The sequence below is a fragment of the Acinetobacter sp. GD03645 genome (genome assembly GCF_029845285.1).
Lineage (GTDB): Bacteria > Pseudomonadota > Gammaproteobacteria > Pseudomonadales > Moraxellaceae > Acinetobacter > Acinetobacter corruptisaponis.
The window spans coordinates 217,651-233,993 of the sequence record NZ_JAOCLL010000001.1; the positions used below are offsets into that span (position 1 = coordinate 217,651).

Genomic DNA, 16,343 nt, shown 5'->3' on the forward strand with positions numbered 1-16,343 from the left:
AACATGATAAAAATTTACTCACCTTAATATTGCACCATTTTAAATCAGCCATGGAACTAAAACGATTCATTCTGATTGCAAATGACTTTTATGTTGAGAGAATAATAGGTTAATTGACCAAAAACCTATGATTTAAATAGCAATTCTTTATATTACAGGAATTGGCATCAAAAATGCTTAATATTATTTTGTCAGAGTAGAAGCGTTCAGCATCAAAACAATTTAGATTAATATCGGGCAGATTGCCAGCTGCCCCTACAAGCCATAAATTTGCAAATTTTTATGATAATTTTGTAGGGTATGATGGTAATCATACCGAGTTTAAATCGTTATTATTTGATGTGGGTCATTGCTCAGGAATCAGCTTACTTTTTATTTATTTAGAGAGTATGGCTCTTTTTTGAAAAAATGACCCAGTCTCTTTCAATCTATTTGATTGGGTCATGGTTTATCCAGAAATAGAGGTTGAAATATGAATAGCGCAAACATGACCAAACTCGCTGAAAATAACTACAGCTTGGAAGAACTGCAAAAAGAATCCCGTATGGGTGCTTTCGGTCAGGAAACTTTTGAACGTGAAGTTCGGGTGATTGACCTGTCTGATTTTGAACAACGTAAATATGAAATTGCCGATCAACTCTGGTCTGCTGCAACCGATATTGGTTTTTTTCAGGTTTCAAATCATGGCATTGATTTAGGTCAAATCCAAAATACCTTTGATATGACGCAACAATTTTTTAAGCTACCTGAACAGGTTAAAGCACAATATCCTTTAAATCGCAATGCAGGCTGGGAAAGCAAGGCACAGATTCGCCCATCCACCAGTACGCCCGACCAGAAAGAATCCTATCAGATTACCCGTCCTCGTATGACTGGACTGTATCCAACTGAACAGGAACTTCCTGATTTTAAAAATACCATGCTGAATTTTGAACATGCCTGCTGGCAAGTCGGCATGAAAATTCTTTCCTGTTTTGCCTATAAACTGGGTTTTACTGATGATTTCTTCACACTTGCGCATGATCCAGATCAGGAAACTTATCAAAGTACCTTGCGCATGTTGCATTACTATGCGGTTGATCCTGCACTCAAAGATCAACTCGGTTTATGGCGTGCAGGCGCACATACTGATTTTGATTGTTTAACCCTGCTGTTCCAACGTAACGGTCAAGGCGGTTTACAGGTCTGCCCAGGCAAGGACATGGAACAACAGCAATGGACAAGTATCGAACCTCGTGATGATGTAATTACCTGTAATATTGGTGATATGCTGATGCGTTGGAGTGATGATCAATTACCATCCAATTTCCATCGGGTTAAAAATCCTGAAACCGATGAATATCAAGGTGCTCGTTATAGTCTGGCATTTTTCTGTCAAGCCAATGAAGATGTGCTGATTGAAAGCCCGAATAAAAAATATCCTGCGATTACCGCAAAGGAATATTTAAAGCAAAGGATTAGTGCAAATTTTGAGGGGAAATATTAATTTGCTTGTAGGGGAGGATGACAATCGTCCCTCCCTTAAAAGACAGTCTTTTTATTAAATTAAAACATCATCAGACAATCTCATAACGGTGCGATTACTCTCACCTACTTCTATCTATCATTCACAATCATAAAATGATTGGACAATTGGTACATATCACAATTCTGTCCACCGCCAATCCGATCAATCACTAAAAAATCACTATTTGCTTCCAGTGTAAGTAGTGGATGATGCCATACGCCCTGATGATAATTTACACCTTGTTTTCCATTGGATAAAAAAGCAAAAATCTGTTGTTCATCAGGCTGTGTATGATCCAATGGCAATGCCACCACAATCACAAATTTCTGTTGTTGCAAAGGAATAAATGACTGTGAACCGTATGGATGCCGCTCCAACATTTCAATCTGGAATGGAAGCTCTGTTGCAGCAAGATTATGAAAAATACTCATCCCAACTGCCACATTGTCACCTGATACCTGTGCCAAAGACAGCGCATGATAACGCTCAGTCAATCCATTATTAATCGGAAAACAATCCCGATTTTCTTTTTCGATGACATCACCAAAAGGCGCAAAACTTTCCTGCGTTAATGGCTGAATCTGGATATTTTTTTCATACATTAAATCTAATCTCAATTTAAAGGCTGACTAACTAAAAATATATGCCTTAACGGAGTCATACCGAGTTCTCATCCAATTTCAGGATAAGCCTGCGGCTCGCCTTACTTTGGTTTCGCCCAAAGTAAGCAAAGGCATTGTCATCCGCAAAACTCGTTGACTACCGTCAGTTAACTTAATGAATCGCAGAAACAATAATTTATCAATGAAGTCCTGTCTCGAACAATTGCGGATGACGTTTCCGAGTATCATATCTCCTATCAAACTCACAGGTTATTTAATAATTTTCCCCATAACCGAATCCGACTAATTCCTCCATCAGGAATCATATTGACCCGAATATAATTGACTTTTTGATGCTCAAGAATTTCAGCGATATATTCATGTACGTTATCCATACTCAAAGGTTGCTGTTCCAGTAAAAATGACCAAAACATACTTTGCGGAATTAATTGTGCATCAGTGGCATTTTCTACATAAGCCGCCTGAATCGAACAAAATGCAGGATAATTGCCCTTAAAATAAGCAGTATCGACTTCTATTTTTTCTACCTGACCTGTTTGCCCCAAAGCAATAATACACCAGTCAAAACCAGGTGCCCGACGACGTTTGGTTTCCCAACCATCGCCCATATTTAAACCACGATCAGGATTGAGCAAGTTATTGGGATGTCCAAAATGTGCATCACTAAATGCCACGATACGACCACCATTTTTTAGACCAATCAGGTCAAGCTGCTTCGTGGTATCGACATGCTCCAACACCACATTGCCATAGACTCTTAAACGAGCAATGCCGCCATCAGGAAAAATATTCAGGCGAATATGGGTAATTTTCTGGGGCATACAATCAAAAAAATGATGATTGTCTGGAGAAAGCACTGAATTTTCTAATAATTGAATCCATTCTGCATTTTCCAAATTTTCATCAGCGGCATAACAGCCCTCAATGGATGCCGAAGCAGGATAATTGCCTGTAAAAAATGAGGTATCAATATCAAAACCAGTCACATTGCCTGTCACACCTAAACGCACGATACACCAGTCATAGCCAGCTTCACGTTTGCGGCGACTTTCCCAGCCATCCATCCATTTGCCATGATCATCATATTTGCCCTCGATAAATTTTGCTGGCTCGCTTTGCAGCATTCTTTCCGCTTTGGCAAAAAACTCATCTGAACATGACACAATCGCTGCACCAATTCGGGCATCCGCCAGATTGGTCAATGCCTGTAAATGACTCGGTAAAGGGATGGTTTTGGCAATATGCACTGTCATTGGTCAATCCTGAATATTTCATTTCTATAGTTTATGCAAAATCCAGTCCAACTGGTCTGACCTGTTATAAAAAATCTGCTCATTTTTAATTTCAATCACTCCCAAAAGAGCAATTTTGTGTAAAATCAAGCTTCATTTAATTCAGGATATGTGGCTCATGAACCCACAGGCAATGCTCAATGGAAAATCATCTCAGGTGACTGAGCAAGCTGTGGAAGTGATTCATCAACGTATTCAACAAGGCAGTTATGCAGTGGGTTCAGCCTTGCCCTCACAACGTGATCTGGCGATTCAGCTTGGCATCAGCCGAGCTTCTTTACGTGAAGCACTGACTCGGCTTGCAGCTTTAGGTTTACTGGAAATTAAGGCAGGTAAAGGCGTCTATGTGATTTCACAGCATAGTCAGGCAGCCGAACAATGGGAGGGAGAACATCGGGTTTCTTTAAAGGATTTTTATCAACTGCGTTATGTACTGGAAAGTTTTTGTGCACTATTAGCCTGTGAGTATTTGACTGAAAATGATAAAACCATGCTCCAACAGTATTACGATACCCTTTCCACAGCGATTAAAGAACAGAATTGGCAAGTAGCCTCTGAAGCGGATTATGCCTTTCATCAACGTATTATTGACCTTAGCCATAATCAATCTATTATTCAAACACTTAGAATACATACCGAATGGATTAAAAAAAGCCAGATACTCCCTTTTGTACAACCCAATCTTGCCTTTAAAACCATTCAGGAACATGAATCCATTTTAAATGCCTTATTTAAACAAGATGGTATCGCTGCGGAAAAAGCCATGCAGGCACATATTATCGGGGCTGCACAACGTGCAGGTGTATATTTTTCTCGCCATGAACAAAAATAGATCACGCACCAATTTACCTCACTCCATGAACCACATCAAAGCACCCTTTCCCATTCTGCTTTTTAATAAAGCAAAATAACTGGTATGACCAGTAAAACCAGTTTCTAAAAATTGGCACAATTCTCGCTTAATACTCTATAGAAATTTTTATTTGTTGAAAAATATTTAGGGTCTAAAATGATGAATATTGCGATTGTAGGTGCAGGTATGGGCGGGTTAACTGCTGGTATTGCTTTAAAAAAATTTGGTCATCAAGTTACGATCTATGAACAGGCGGCTGAAATCCTACCTGTGGGCGCAGCCATTTCGTTGTGGTCGAATGGGGTCAAATGCCTAAACTATTTGGGCTTAACTGATCAAATTCAGGCATTGGGTGGACAGATGGAATCCCTTGCCTATGTTGATGGACTCAATCAGCAAACCATGACCCAATTTAGTCTGACACCTTTATATAAAGAAGTGGGACAACGTGCCTACCCTGTCGCCAGAGCTGATCTACAACAACTACTCATGCAGCAATTTGGTTTGGAAAATATCAAACTCGGCATGAAAATGGTTGAAATCGAATCTACAGAAGAGGAAGTTACCCTATATTTTGAAGATGGTACTCAGGTCACAGCCGATGTGCTGATTGGTGCTGATGGTACACACTCCATTACCCGTAAATTTGTACTCGGTTATCAGGTGGAGCGTCGCTATGCAGGCTATGTCAACTGGAATGGTCTGGTTGAAATTGATGAAGACATTGCCCCTGCACAGCAATGGACAACCTATATCGGTGAGGGAAAACGGGTTTCCCTGATGCCTGTCGCACAAAACCGCTTTTATTTCTTCTTTGATGTGCCATTAGAAGCAGGACTAGCCAATCAACGTGATGATTACAAGGCAAAATTAAAACAGTATTTTCAGGGTTGGTGTGAGCCTGTACAAAAACTGATTAATGCACTGGATGAACAAAAAACTAATCGTGTTGAAATTCATGATATTGAACCATTTATGAATTTTTATAAAGGTCGAGTGGTGTTATTGGGCGATGCAGCGCATAGCACCACGCCTGATATTGGACAAGGTGGCTGTCAGGCAATGGAAGATGCGATTTACCTTGCCCGTGCCTTGCAAATCAATACTTTTGGTTTGGAAGATGCACTGGAACGTTATCAAAATAAACGCAATGACCGCACCAAAGAAATGGTTTTACGTGCCAGAAAACGTTGTGATGTGACCCACATGAAAGATCCTCAAGTCACTGAAGAATGGTATCAATCTCTCTATCAGGAACAGGGCAACCATATTATGCAAGGTATTATTAGTAATATTGTGGGCAATCCACTGGATTAATTTTCTGGATTTTTAACATTTTCCCTCTTATTTTGAGGGATTTTTTATCTCTACACTTATTCAAGTAGCGTTTTTAAATAAGCAAATTAATATATTGATTCTTTTATCTTTAAAATTAATTAAAAAATGCATATTTCCACCTGAAAATATGCATCCTTAAAAAGCGAATTAAAACTTATAGCTTAATGTAAAACGGTTCTGCAAGAAGTCCTTTTCATAACGTGGAGATGTTTGAATACCAAAGAAATTACTAACGCTAAACCCCTTGAATGCGCCTGTAAAATTATAAATACTAAATATCATATATTCTGACTGATTACGACTATCCAAATGTTCCGCTTCCTTTAAATCCATAAATGAATATCGAGCGCCTGCAATCACCTGATCAGACACTTTGCCCTCTAACGAAGCCATAAAGGCGTTGCCAGCTCCAAGGTCTTGGGTACTGGTAAAAAATGGCTGAGCAAAGATTTCACCTGATGAGGTTTTAGTGGCATAAGGCGTTAAAAGCGCACCATTTAAATAACTGCCATGATCAGGTTTAATATAGTTATATGCCACTTTAAACGTTGCAGTTGGTAACACTTTCAATGCAGCCTGAGCCCCAAAAATCTGGCTATTGACCTCACCTGCCAATGCCTTGCCCTGATCTTTACCCGAAATATATTGCAGTGAAAGCTCAGGCGCATAATTGAGTTTTGCAAATGCCAAATCAGCCTGAGTGTAAATGAGACGCGTATAGTTATCATAATTCTGATACCAAAGTTGCGCCTTTAATTTTTTGTCACCTGCCAGCGCTATACTCTTCCCAGCCCCAAAAGACCACACGCCATCTGTTTCAATTTTCTCATTCTGACGCGAGGTTTTAGTAAATTCATCTTCACCATAGCTTTTATATTTATTCACTTTGGTTAGACGCAGGAAATCCATGTTGTTTTCAATCTGGACATCAGCCGCCTGATACAAATACATGAGTACGCGACGATCTGCATAGTCTCCCATAAACGGTAAATTCAGGCGCTGGTTACCCACCGTCACTTTTGCCAGATCATTTTTCCATATCACATAAGCTTCCGCTAAACCATCACGATCATTCTGTAATTCAGGGACTTCTGGTTTTTGGTCTTTATCATCCAGACGACGCTGTAAGTCATACCCTACTCCAGCCTGTACCCCATAAAAAGGCGCTGTCTCATATTTAACATAACCTCCTGCTGTGACCGTATCCTGATTTAGGTTATTAACAAAATAACCATTATTTAAGGAATAATAGGTTGTCTTTACCACCCCATGCACACTACCACAGCTCAAAGTCTGCCCCAATGACTGCACAGAATTATCCTTAATTTGGCAATCCTGATCTAAATTAAATAGTCCATTTAAACTGGTATCTGCTGCCCAACCTTGCATTGCAGCGGTCATCGCCATGATTAAGGCTGCAGATTTCAGTGTAAAGTTTTTCATAAATTTCCCCTTGGATGACATTTAAAAATCAGCTTAGGCAATTGCGAAACAAATGCTGACGACCTTGAAATTCTGTTTTCGCTTTTTTAGGGCAAAAAACTCTCCTAGGCCTATGCAAAAAATGAATAAGCGACTTTTAAATGTGATGTTTAAAAAATGTAAATCGGTTAGAAGATCAAATCATTGATCTGTGAGATTAATGCCCTGAATTTAACGGAAGCGGGCCAACCTCTGCTGAACTTTTACTAAACGGTAAATGGTTAAAGATGATATTCAGTAAAATTGCTGTGATACAGGCAGAACTGATCCCTGAATGCAATAAGGTTTTTACCCAGGTCGGAAACTGTGCATAAAACTCCTGATTGACGATTGGAATCATGCCAATTGCAAGCGAAGTCGCCACAATAATCAGATTTTTATGGTCGTTATAATCCACTTTGGCCAAGGTACGAATTCCACTCGCCGCGACTGTACCAAACAACACGATGCCTGCCCCACCCAGAACTGGCATTGGAATGGAAGCCACCAAACGCCCAACAACTGGCAATAAACCTAAAACAACCAGAATTCCCCCTGCGGTTGCTACTACAAAGCGGCTTTTAATACCTGTAATCGCCACCAACCCAACATTTTGGGCAAAAGCGGTTTGCATAAATGATCCAAAAATCGGTGCAACAGCACTGGATAACATGTCAGCACGCAAACCATCGCCAATCCGTTTTGAATCCACTTTCGTTCCCACAATTTCACCAATCGCAATAATGTCTGCCGTGGTTTCAGTCATGATCACCAAAGTTACAATGACCATTGAAAGAATGGCAGAAAGCTCAAATACAGGAGCACCAAAGTGAAAAAAGCTTGGCATGGCAAAAACAGGCCCTGTGGCAACTTTGGAAAAATCGGCAAAACCTGCAAAATAAGCAAGTATGGTTCCCAGTACAATCGCAATCAGAATCGCAAGACGGCGTAGCACCTGACTACGCAACATGCTAAAGATGATGACAATTGCCAAAGTCATCACAGCCAGTCCAACATTGGCAGGATCACCCCAGTTTTCAGCTTTGGGATTACCCCCCATAATCCAGCGAATAGCCACAGGTGTCAGTGAAATGCCAATCATGGTAATCACACAGCCTGTTACCACTGGCGGGAAAAATCGGATAATCTTGGCAAAGAAAGGGGTAAGCAATAAACCAATGAAAGAGGCCACCATCACCGCACCAAATGCAGAAGCCAGTCCACCGCCTGTACTGACAATCGCCAAAATCGTTGCAACACCAGCAAATGATACGCCCTGAACAATGGGTAGTTTTGCACCAAAATGCTTAAAGCCTATAGTTTGCAATACCGTTGCAATTCCCCCTATAAATAATGCCGCAGCAACCAGCAAACCAATTTCTGATGCTTCCAGACCTGCCGCAGCCCCAATGATCAAGGGCGGTGCGATAATTCCACCATACATGGTCAATACATGCTGTAAACCATAAACCGCATTTTTACGCATACCTAAATATTGATGTTCTGCTGATACATCTGTATCGCGTTCAGTGTGTATGTTGTCTTGATGCATCGGTGTATTCCTCAAATTAAATTCATCATTTCCACATCGGTTAATTTCTGTTTAACTGCCACGATAAGTTGAGTACGAAAAAGGACTGATTAATAAAGGTACGTGATAATGCTGTTGAACATCCGCTACCTTAAAATCAATGCACACACTTGGATAAAAGCTTTCGATATTTAAAGCCTGAAAATAATCAGCAACCTCAAAAACCAACTGATATTTACCCTCTATAAATGAGTTAATTTTAAATGCCTGAATACGCCCATCAGCATCAGTCAATTGCTGATCCAGCAAAACAGATTCGTGAGCTGTATTTTGAAATAACTTCACCAATACATTTGGGGCTGGTTGACCCAGTGAGGCATTTAAAATATGAGTGCTGATACCCGCCATTATTGAATCTCCTGTTTTAAGCGAATCAGGGCAATTTCAGCCAGTTGCTGTTTCACTTCCTGTTGCTCTTGTTCGATGGTATTTTTTAAACGGCGTTGCAATTCAGCCAGAATTTCCATACCTGTGCGCCCTGCTGCACGAATCAGGAAAATATGTCCAAATTTGTGCTCATACTCCAGATTGCCCTGATATAGCGCCTGTTGCAGCACTGTGTCTGGCTCAACTTGTCCTTGTTCCTGTTGTGAAAACTGCTGTTCCTTTTGAGATAAATTCGCTGCCGCCTTTTTCTCACCAATACGGGGATGCTGCGCCAAAGCCTCTGCAATTTCATGCCACTGCCACGTTTGTGCCTGCGCGTTAGCTGCTTGATAGAGTTCATCGATTGCAGCATAAGGCCGTTGTTGTACAAGTTTTGCAATCCAACTGGGAATATGGACACAGGGCTGCAAAACCAGATTTGCCTCACCTAGGTTCAATTGATTAAATTGCTCTATATCCATGCATGCTCCAATTTATTGCATTGTCTGACTGGTCTGACCAGATAACATAAATAAAGCAATGAATATGCCAATCTAATAAATTGGGTTAAAAATGAATTTTTTGAATTTTAGAAAACAATAGGAGTGCTTAATAGAATTAAGCACCTGTGTATTTTGATTTAACCAGATAAAACTGAAGCGAATTAAGAAGTGAACACGCTTCGTTAGCAAGAATCTTTTCACCGCAATAGGATGAAATGATTGATATATTTTTATTCTCTTGGCATTGTAAAAATGGCTGAACTCAATCAGCCAAATCGTCCAGAAAATCAAAGGTAGGTACAAAGAACAGGCTACCTGAAACGGCGGTACTAAAATCGAGTAAACGATCAATGTGACCATTTTCCTTGCCGAGAAACATATTTTCCAGCATGGTCTTGGTAATGTTAAATGAACGTGAATAACCGATAAAGAATGTGCCATATTCCCCCTCGGTTGGATTGGAGAATGGCATATTGGCCCTTAGAATTTTTAACTCGTTGCCCTCTGCATCATGCGCCTTACTCACTACATTATGCGCATTTTGGGGCTTCACATCATCACCCAGTTCAACATCATCATATTTCTTTCGACCAATCACTTTTTCCTGCTCTTCAGTGGTCAGGCTTTTCCACATCTCCATGTTATGCAGGTATTTCTGGATAAAGACATAGCTACCACCAAGAAACTCGGCATCTTCCTGTCCGACATAGGCAATGTCCTTGGCAATTTCATGTTCAGGGTTTTCCGTACCATCCACAAAACCAAGAATGGCACGGCCATCAAAGTATCTAAAGCCCTTGGTCTCGCTGATTGGATAGGTATGTTCCTTTAACTGCTCATGCAGAATGGAAGCCAGTTCATAGCAAATCGCCATTTGGTTGGCGCGGATATGAAAAAACAGGTCCCCTGCGGTTGCAACCGCTGTATGTCGATGTCCCTTGAGTTCCTGAAACGGCACAAGCTCCTTAGGCTTATTCATTTCGGGAAATAAAAGGTCCCAGGCATGCGAACCAATCCCCACAGAAGCACTAAAGTTCCCCTGCGGAAAACGGTTGGTCAGGCTACGTACCAAAGCGGAGAAATTGGCCAGAAAGTCAATAATTTCTGAATGATCAGGATTGGTATTGATGCCCAGCACAATAAACAGGGCATTCTCACCTGAAAGATTATTGATCACAGGTTGTGGTCTTAAAGATATATTCATAATTTTTCGGAATGGATGAGTTCAGTTACCTTATCCTACACATATCATCTTGTTTTAGGTATCAGCTCAACAACAAATGTTTAAGATTTATTCAGTATATAAAACAAAACCATCGCCACGGCAGAAACTTGCCAAAGTGAGATTGACCTTTTTTGCCATCTCAATTGCCATACTGGTTGGTGCAGAAATCGTTGCCAATAATGCAATATTGCATTGCGCACATTTTCGAATTAGTTCATAACTGGCGCGGCTGGTCATCACCACAAAACCGTCCGCGACATTGAGTTTTTGCTCAGCCAGATAACCCAGCAATTTATCCAGGGCATTGTGCCGTCCCACATCTTCAAACAGGGCAATGATCTGCCCTTTCACCACCCAGGCTGCGGCATGCGCGCCACCTGTCAGCTCGGTAATTTTTTGCCTAACTTTTAACTGGGCAATGGCATGGGGAATCTGGTTCAGCCATGTTGAGGAAACAACAGTACTAACGGTAGGCAAGTTCGTATAAAGCTGTTTAAGACTTTCGATACCACATAGACCACAGCCCGTTCGCCCCACCATCATCCGACGATGTTCTTTTAACGCCATAAATGCCCGTGATGAAATGGTCATCTCAACCTGAACGCCCAACTCATCCTGATGAACTTCCAGTGAATAAAGCTCAGTTAAACTGTGCAGAATACCCTCAGAAAGGCTAAAGCCCTTGGCAAACACTTCAATATCTGCGGGGGTTGCCATCATCACCGCATGGGAAATTCCGTTATAGATCAATGCAACTGGATATTCTTGAACGATATAATCCAGCTCATTTTCCGACACATTGCGATGAAAACGATGCACCTGCATCGTTTCATAACCCACACCCTGCACTGCTGCCATGTATGCCCTCTACCTGAATATCAGTTTGTATGATGAACAATGTCATTAGCATGTTCTGGATCAACCGCAATGGCTAGATTAAAATGCTCAGGTGCCTGTCCCGCATGCAAGATGACAGGAACACTTTTGGATGCTGGAATTTTGGCATATTTATCATGGCTACTTAATGCCACCAGTGGATTGGTTTCAGGATAATATGCCGCCAGACTACCGCGTGGAATGTTATAAGGCACAATACGGAAACTATGCACAATCCGCTTGACTCCATCCGAGAATACACTCTCAATATCAACCCATTGATCCGCCTCAAAACCCGCTTCATCAATATCAGCCTGATTCATAAACAAGACTCGACGCTGTCCAAATACGCCCCGATAACGGTCATCTAAACCATACAAAGTGGTGTTGTACTGATCATGTGAGCGTGTGGTCATCAAGGTGTAGACTTGCTGTTCACTATAGGCCGCCGCGTATTGATTTTCCTTATCCTCATAAACCTCCGCTAATGGCGTAATCAAGAATTGTGCCTTGCCACTTGGCGTGTTCCAGACATGCTGATTGGCAGGATGCTCCAGATGGAAGCCACCTGGCTGATAAACCCGCTGGTTAAAGTCATGGAACTCATCAAACACATCGGCAATTGAATCACGAATACGGTCATAGCTTTCAATGTACCAGCGCCATTTAATTTGACTGTCAGGCAAGGTCGCTTCTGCCATTCGGGCGACAATATCAGGTTCAGAAAGAATATTGTCTGAAATGGGTGGATTGCGTCCTGCGGAGAGATGCACATTACTCACTGAGTCTTCAACTGAAATAGCCTGCGCACCATGTAGTTGCATATCCACTTCGGTACGCCCCAAACAAGGCAGCATCAGGGCATCCTGACCACAGACCAAATGACTTCGATTCAGCTTGGTGGTGATATGCACCGTCAGGTCACAACGGCGTAACGCCTCCTGTGTATATAATGTGTCAGGCGTGGCAACAGCAAAATTACCACCCAGGCCAATAAAGACTTTGACATCACCCTCATACATTGCCTTGATGGTATCCACCACCCCATAACCATGTTTACGGGGTGATTGAATGCCAAACACCCGATCAATGTTATCCAGCAGTTTTTTACTTGGATTTTCATTGATGCCCATGGTTCGGTCACCCTGCACATTACTGTGCCCACGCACTGGACATAATCCTGCGCCAGGACGACCAATATGCCCTCTTGCCAACATCAGGTTGGCGAGCATATGAATATTGGCTGTTCCATGACGGTGCTGGGTAATGCCCATGCCCCAACAGAAAATGGCTTTATTCGAATCAAGGAACATTTTGGCAATTGATTCCAACTGTTCAGCAGCAAGCCCTGTGTGTTTATGAATGTGATCCCACGACGTTCGATCCACCTCAGCCAGCATCTCATCAAAGCCAATGGTGTTCATGGCAATAAAACTACGGTCAAAAACGCTTGGTTTGCCTTTGGCAAGTGCTTTTTTATCCCATTCGGACAAGTGTTTCAGCACACCAAACAATAAGGCGTAATCACCGCCAATTTTAGGCTGGAAATAATAACGGCTGATTGGGGTACTGCCGTTGGTCATCATTTCCAGAGGGGCTTGTGGGTCCTGAAAACGTTCCAGTCCACGCTCCTTAATCGGATTAATGGCAATAATATTGCCACCACGTTTTGACACTTCCCGTAAAGTTGCCAACATACGCGGATGGTTGGTGCCTGGATTATGTCCAAAACTAAAAATCGCATCCGCCAGATCAAAATCATCCAGCGTGACGGTGCCTTTACCCAAACCAATCGAATCGGTTAGCCCGACACTAGTGGTTTCGTGGCACATATTGGAACAGTCTGGAAAATTATTGGTGCCAAAACTACGGACAAAGAGCTGGTACAAAAACGCCGCTTCATTACTGGCACGACCAGAGGTATAAAATGCGGCTTTATCTGGATGATCCAAAGCCTGTAAATGTTTGGCAATCAGTTGAAATGCATCATCCCATGAAATCGGGACATATTTATCCGAGACTGGATCATAACGCATCGGGTCGGTTAAACGCCCCAAATCTTCAAGATAAAAGTCGCTCTGTTCAGATAACCAACTGACCGTATGCTGTGCAAAAAATTCAGGTGTAACGGTTTTGCTAGTTGCCTCAAAAGCCACTGCTTTTGCGCCATTCTCACAAAAGTTAAAGGCATGTGCGTCTTTCTTTTCGGGCCATGCACAACCTGGACAGTCAAAACCTGTAGGCTGGTTAATATTCAGTAAGGTGATTGAACCTTTCTTGAGAATATCTTGTCGTTTGAGATTGCGTGCAACACTTAACAGTGCTCCCCATCCCCCAGCAGGCTGGGTATAAGGTTCAATTCTGGCGTAGCCATTATTCTCTTGTTTATGCTTTGTTTGCTCTGAATTGTCCATGCGACCGTCCTCATCTGAGCTATTTTTATCTAAAGTTCGGTTTAGATTTAACATGAAAAGGCAACATTTACTATGCTGAATATGTTCGATTGCATTAATTCATTCTGGAACATCCAAACACTTCAACCTAGATGACAGGCGTATTCATAAAGCTCAACTCATCCATTGATTTGGTGACGTTTAAAAATCCCCTCACTCAGCAATACATAGATGTCCTGCAAATCTTTACGATCTGCTCCAGCCAGCAACTGACCATGCATCTGTAGAATATTCTGGTCACCCCGCATGGCAGGCCCAGTTTGCATGATTTTTGGGTTATACTTTGTGGCCTTGTCCGCAGTTTCCAGAATCAGGGGATAAAGCAGGCTAAAATCAACCTGTTCAGCCTCAACAATCTGCTGGGCCATGTCATAACAATAATTACTGAAATTACATGCAAACACTGCCGCCAGATGCAAGGTCTGACGCTGCTTGGAACTGTATTGATAAACTCGGTTACTTAGGCTATTTGCCAATTGTGTTAAAGTTTCCAAGTCTTGCTGCTGAGTTGCTTCCACAAACAATGGCGTTTCCAGCCAGTTCACTTCACGCTCAAAACTAAAGGTTTGCAGTGGATAAAATACACCTGCCCGCGGATGTGTGTGCTCAATGACTGCTAGACTGGTACTGCCAGAGGTATGAACAATCAGATTTTGTGGTAAATATCCAGTAATTGAATGAATGACTTGGGAAATCGCCTGATCACTCACTGCAACAATGACCAGATCAACCTGTGGATCAAGCTGGCTCGGACAGTTGATCGCCTGTGCATCAAGCTGCTGCGCCAACTTTTGCGCATGGGCCAGCTTAGGGCTAAAGACCTGCACAATCTGGTGCTGGCTCTGTAATACCAACGCCAAATGGGTTGCCACACGCCCAGAACCAATCAGGGTGATTTTCATAGCAGTTCTCTATCAGGAAATTTGCTCAAGCATAGCAAAATGAAATACAAAAAATAAAATCGAGCTATGGATAGCTCGATTTTATGCAGAAATCTCAATCAACCTGTTTAAAAGTTAAAAAAGACCTGTTAATTAAACACATTATTCAAGTAAACCACACGCTCAACAGTACGCTTGGTGAAACATTGGGTGTATTGCATATCCTGATTCTGCTGACGCATTGCATCATTCCAGTATCGTGCCTGCTTTTGATATGTTTCCATGTCTTTTTCAGCAATATCATAGACACTCTTTTGTGACAGCACCTTACAGTCCACATCACGTTTTTCAAACCAGTCGGACTGGTCCTGCTGCAATTGTGCTTTTTGCTCAGGCGTAAATTGATCCCAGGCTTGATTTAAACGCTCAACCTGTTTGGCTTTTTCAGCATCCAACTCTTTTTGACGCACATTCATGGCTTTTTGTGCCAAGTCAGTTTGAGCAGACTCATTGGCATCATACTCTTGTTGATATGCTGCCCCTTCTTTTTCAATCCGCTGATTTTCCTTTAAATAAGCAACATACTGCACTGCCCTTGTTGCCATAAAGACCACACCCTCAATCACAGAGTTCTGATTTGGGATATTAAAGACCAACCCATCTTTATCTGTTTTGGTGAGGTCATACAAGAACTCGCCTTTTAATTGGTCATCTTCAAGACTTAGTGGATATTCGCTATCGGAAAAATGATCATTCAGGGTATATGGCTTACAACTCTCTTCACACTCCCCATCACCCTGATATTTTTGTTCTTCAAGATAGGCATTTTCTGCACGTTTGTGTAAGCCTTTCGGGAAAGAAATCACCAACTGGCTTTCGCAGTTTAATTTGGTTTTTGATGCTTCCCCACTCTCAGCCTCTAAAGTACGCACATTGGTAATTTCAAACTTGAGTCCCTTGTTGATTTTATCCAGAATGTCATAGTCAGACTGGTAGTCACTTTGTCTTAAACTACGGTCAATCTGTTTTAAATATTCTTTTTTCAACGCCGCCTGAATATGGTTGAGATTTTCCTGATTGGTACAGCTCCACTCGGAAGCAGCCGTTGCGGCATCTTCGGCTTTCTCAGTTGGCTTTAATTTATTACAACCCACCAATAACATTGTCGTTGTCAAAGTTGTAAATATAAAAAACCTGTTCATTTTGAATCACCCTCTTGTCTTGTTTTTTTCGGGCGTATTCTACTCAATTTAAAAGCCTATTTTCGAGTTTTTTCTTTATTTTGCTTTAAACAGTCCTATTTATAATTAAATAGCTAAAGCAAATGGTCAAAATAAAAGGAGTTATGTCGCTATAACTCCTTTCAGACACTGC

At 41.7% G+C, this 16,343-nt stretch carries 14 protein-coding genes; 3 read left to right on the plus strand and 11 right to left on the minus strand.

Annotation, left to right across the window (positions count from 1 at the left end):
• Positions 1 to 472: 472 nt before the first annotated feature.
• Entirely contained in the window at positions 473 to 1,486 is a 1,014-nt protein-coding gene (locus N5J47_RS01140; RefSeq protein WP_279958914.1) for a 2OG-Fe(II) oxygenase family protein, read from the plus strand.
• Positions 1,487 to 1,596: 110 nt separating this feature from the next.
• Here the strand turns inward: N5J47_RS01140 and N5J47_RS01145 are convergent, their stop codons facing one another.
• Both N5J47_RS01145 and alc read right to left on the minus strand, forming a co-directional pair.
• The gene (locus N5J47_RS01145; protein WP_279958915.1) at positions 1,597 to 2,109 is read right to left on the minus strand and encodes an ureidoglycolate lyase; all 513 of its coding nucleotides are present in this window, start codon (positions 2,107 to 2,109) and stop codon (positions 1,597 to 1,599) included.
• A 263-nt stretch (positions 2,110 to 2,372) separates the two neighbouring features.
• On the minus strand, positions 2,373 to 3,383 hold the full coding sequence (gene alc / locus N5J47_RS01150; RefSeq protein ID WP_279958916.1) for an allantoicase: 1,011 nt from the start codon (positions 3,381 to 3,383) through the stop codon (positions 2,373 to 2,375).
• A gap of 157 nt (positions 3,384 to 3,540) precedes the next feature.
• Here alc and N5J47_RS01155 point away from each other — a divergent pair, with 157 nt between their 5' ends.
• Both N5J47_RS01155 and hpxO read left to right on the plus strand, forming a co-directional pair.
• Complete coding sequence (locus tag N5J47_RS01155) at positions 3,541 to 4,254, plus strand: FadR/GntR family transcriptional regulator (protein WP_279958917.1); 714 nt, start codon at positions 3,541 to 3,543, stop codon at positions 4,252 to 4,254.
• A 180-nt stretch (positions 4,255 to 4,434) separates the two neighbouring features.
• Complete coding sequence (hpxO, locus tag N5J47_RS01160; protein WP_279958918.1) at positions 4,435 to 5,592, plus strand: FAD-dependent urate hydroxylase HpxO; 1,158 nt, start codon at positions 4,435 to 4,437, stop codon at positions 5,590 to 5,592.
• 168 nt (positions 5,593 to 5,760) lie between these two features.
• On the opposite strand, the gene N5J47_RS01165 is transcribed toward hpxO, so the two are convergent.
• From N5J47_RS01165 to N5J47_RS01205, 9 genes are all read right to left on the minus strand, one after another.
• On the minus strand, positions 5,761 to 7,056 hold the full coding sequence (locus tag N5J47_RS01165; protein ID WP_279958919.1) for a hypothetical protein: 1,296 nt from the start codon (positions 7,054 to 7,056) through the stop codon (positions 5,761 to 5,763).
• A gap of 196 nt (positions 7,057 to 7,252) precedes the next feature.
• Complete coding sequence (locus tag N5J47_RS01170) at positions 7,253 to 8,626, minus strand: nucleobase:cation symporter-2 family protein (RefSeq protein WP_279958920.1); 1,374 nt, start codon at positions 8,624 to 8,626, stop codon at positions 7,253 to 7,255.
• A gap of 51 nt (positions 8,627 to 8,677) precedes the next feature.
• A complete protein-coding gene (gene uraH / locus N5J47_RS01175; protein ID WP_267979838.1) occupies positions 8,678 to 9,013 on the minus strand; it encodes a hydroxyisourate hydrolase in 336 nt (111 codons plus the stop codon).
• Positions 9,013 to 9,513 (minus strand): 2-oxo-4-hydroxy-4-carboxy-5-ureidoimidazoline decarboxylase, encoded by a 501-nt coding sequence (gene uraD / locus N5J47_RS01180; protein ID WP_279958921.1) that lies wholly within the window; start codon positions 9,511 to 9,513, stop codon positions 9,013 to 9,015. Before uraD ends, uraH begins: the two co-directional genes overlap by 1 nt.
• A 283-nt stretch (positions 9,514 to 9,796) precedes the next feature.
• Positions 9,797 to 10,738, minus strand: coding sequence for a Dyp-type peroxidase (locus N5J47_RS01185; RefSeq protein WP_279958922.1), 942 nt, complete (start codon positions 10,736 to 10,738; stop codon positions 9,797 to 9,799).
• An 87-nt stretch (positions 10,739 to 10,825) separates the two neighbouring features.
• Positions 10,826 to 11,617, minus strand: coding sequence for a formate dehydrogenase accessory sulfurtransferase FdhD (fdhD, locus tag N5J47_RS01190; protein WP_279958923.1), 792 nt, complete (start codon positions 11,615 to 11,617; stop codon positions 10,826 to 10,828).
• A 20-nt stretch (positions 11,618 to 11,637) separates the two neighbouring features.
• The gene (locus tag N5J47_RS01195) at positions 11,638 to 14,049 is read right to left on the minus strand and encodes an FdhF/YdeP family oxidoreductase (RefSeq protein WP_279958925.1); all 2,412 of its coding nucleotides are present in this window, start codon (positions 14,047 to 14,049) and stop codon (positions 11,638 to 11,640) included.
• Positions 14,050 to 14,207: 158 nt separating this feature from the next.
• Positions 14,208 to 14,990 (minus strand): DUF2520 domain-containing protein, encoded by a 783-nt coding sequence (locus N5J47_RS01200; protein ID WP_279958926.1) that lies wholly within the window; start codon positions 14,988 to 14,990, stop codon positions 14,208 to 14,210.
• Between the two features lie 128 nt (positions 14,991 to 15,118).
• Positions 15,119 to 16,171 carry a DUF1311 domain-containing protein gene (locus tag N5J47_RS01205; RefSeq protein WP_279958927.1) on the minus strand — a complete coding sequence of 351 codons (1,053 nt, stop codon included), beginning with the start codon at positions 16,169 to 16,171 and terminating at the stop codon, positions 15,119 to 15,121.
• Between the last annotated feature and the right edge of the window lie 172 nt (positions 16,172 to 16,343).

Excerpts from the sequence above, each read along its gene's own strand:
- N5J47_RS01170 (WP_279958920.1), bottom strand. The coding sequence starts at position 8,626 with ATGCATCAAGACAACATACACACTGAACGCGATACAGATGTATCAGCA.
- hpxO (WP_279958918.1), top strand. The coding sequence starts at position 4,435 with ATGAATATTGCGATTGTAGGTGCAGGTATGGGCGGGTTAACTGCTGGT.
- N5J47_RS01145 (WP_279958915.1), bottom strand. The coding sequence starts at position 2,109 with ATGTATGAAAAAAATATCCAGATTCAGCCATTAACGCAGGAAAGTTTT.
- N5J47_RS01140 (WP_279958914.1), top strand. The coding sequence starts at position 473 with ATGAATAGCGCAAACATGACCAAACTCGCTGAAAATAACTACAGCTTG.
- N5J47_RS01200 (WP_279958926.1), bottom strand. The coding sequence starts at position 14,990 with ATGAAAATCACCCTGATTGGTTCTGGGCGTGTGGCAACCCATTTGGCG.
- N5J47_RS01185 (WP_279958922.1), bottom strand. The coding sequence starts at position 10,738 with ATGAATATATCTTTAAGACCACAACCTGTGATCAATAATCTTTCAGGT.
- uraD (WP_279958921.1), bottom strand. The coding sequence starts at position 9,513 with ATGGATATAGAGCAATTTAATCAATTGAACCTAGGTGAGGCAAATCTG.
- N5J47_RS01195 (WP_279958925.1), bottom strand. The coding sequence starts at position 14,049 with ATGGACAATTCAGAGCAAACAAAGCATAAACAAGAGAATAATGGCTAC.
- uraH (WP_267979838.1), bottom strand. The coding sequence starts at position 9,013 with ATGGCGGGTATCAGCACTCATATTTTAAATGCCTCACTGGGTCAACCA.
- alc (WP_279958916.1), bottom strand. The coding sequence starts at position 3,383 with ATGACAGTGCATATTGCCAAAACCATCCCTTTACCGAGTCATTTACAG.
- N5J47_RS01205 (WP_279958927.1), bottom strand. The coding sequence starts at position 16,171 with ATGAACAGGTTTTTTATATTTACAACTTTGACAACGACAATGTTATTG.
- N5J47_RS01155 (WP_279958917.1), top strand. The coding sequence starts at position 3,541 with ATGAACCCACAGGCAATGCTCAATGGAAAATCATCTCAGGTGACTGAG.
- N5J47_RS01165 (WP_279958919.1), bottom strand. The coding sequence starts at position 7,056 with ATGAAAAACTTTACACTGAAATCTGCAGCCTTAATCATGGCGATGACC.
- fdhD (WP_279958923.1), bottom strand. The coding sequence starts at position 11,617 with ATGGCAGCAGTGCAGGGTGTGGGTTATGAAACGATGCAGGTGCATCGT.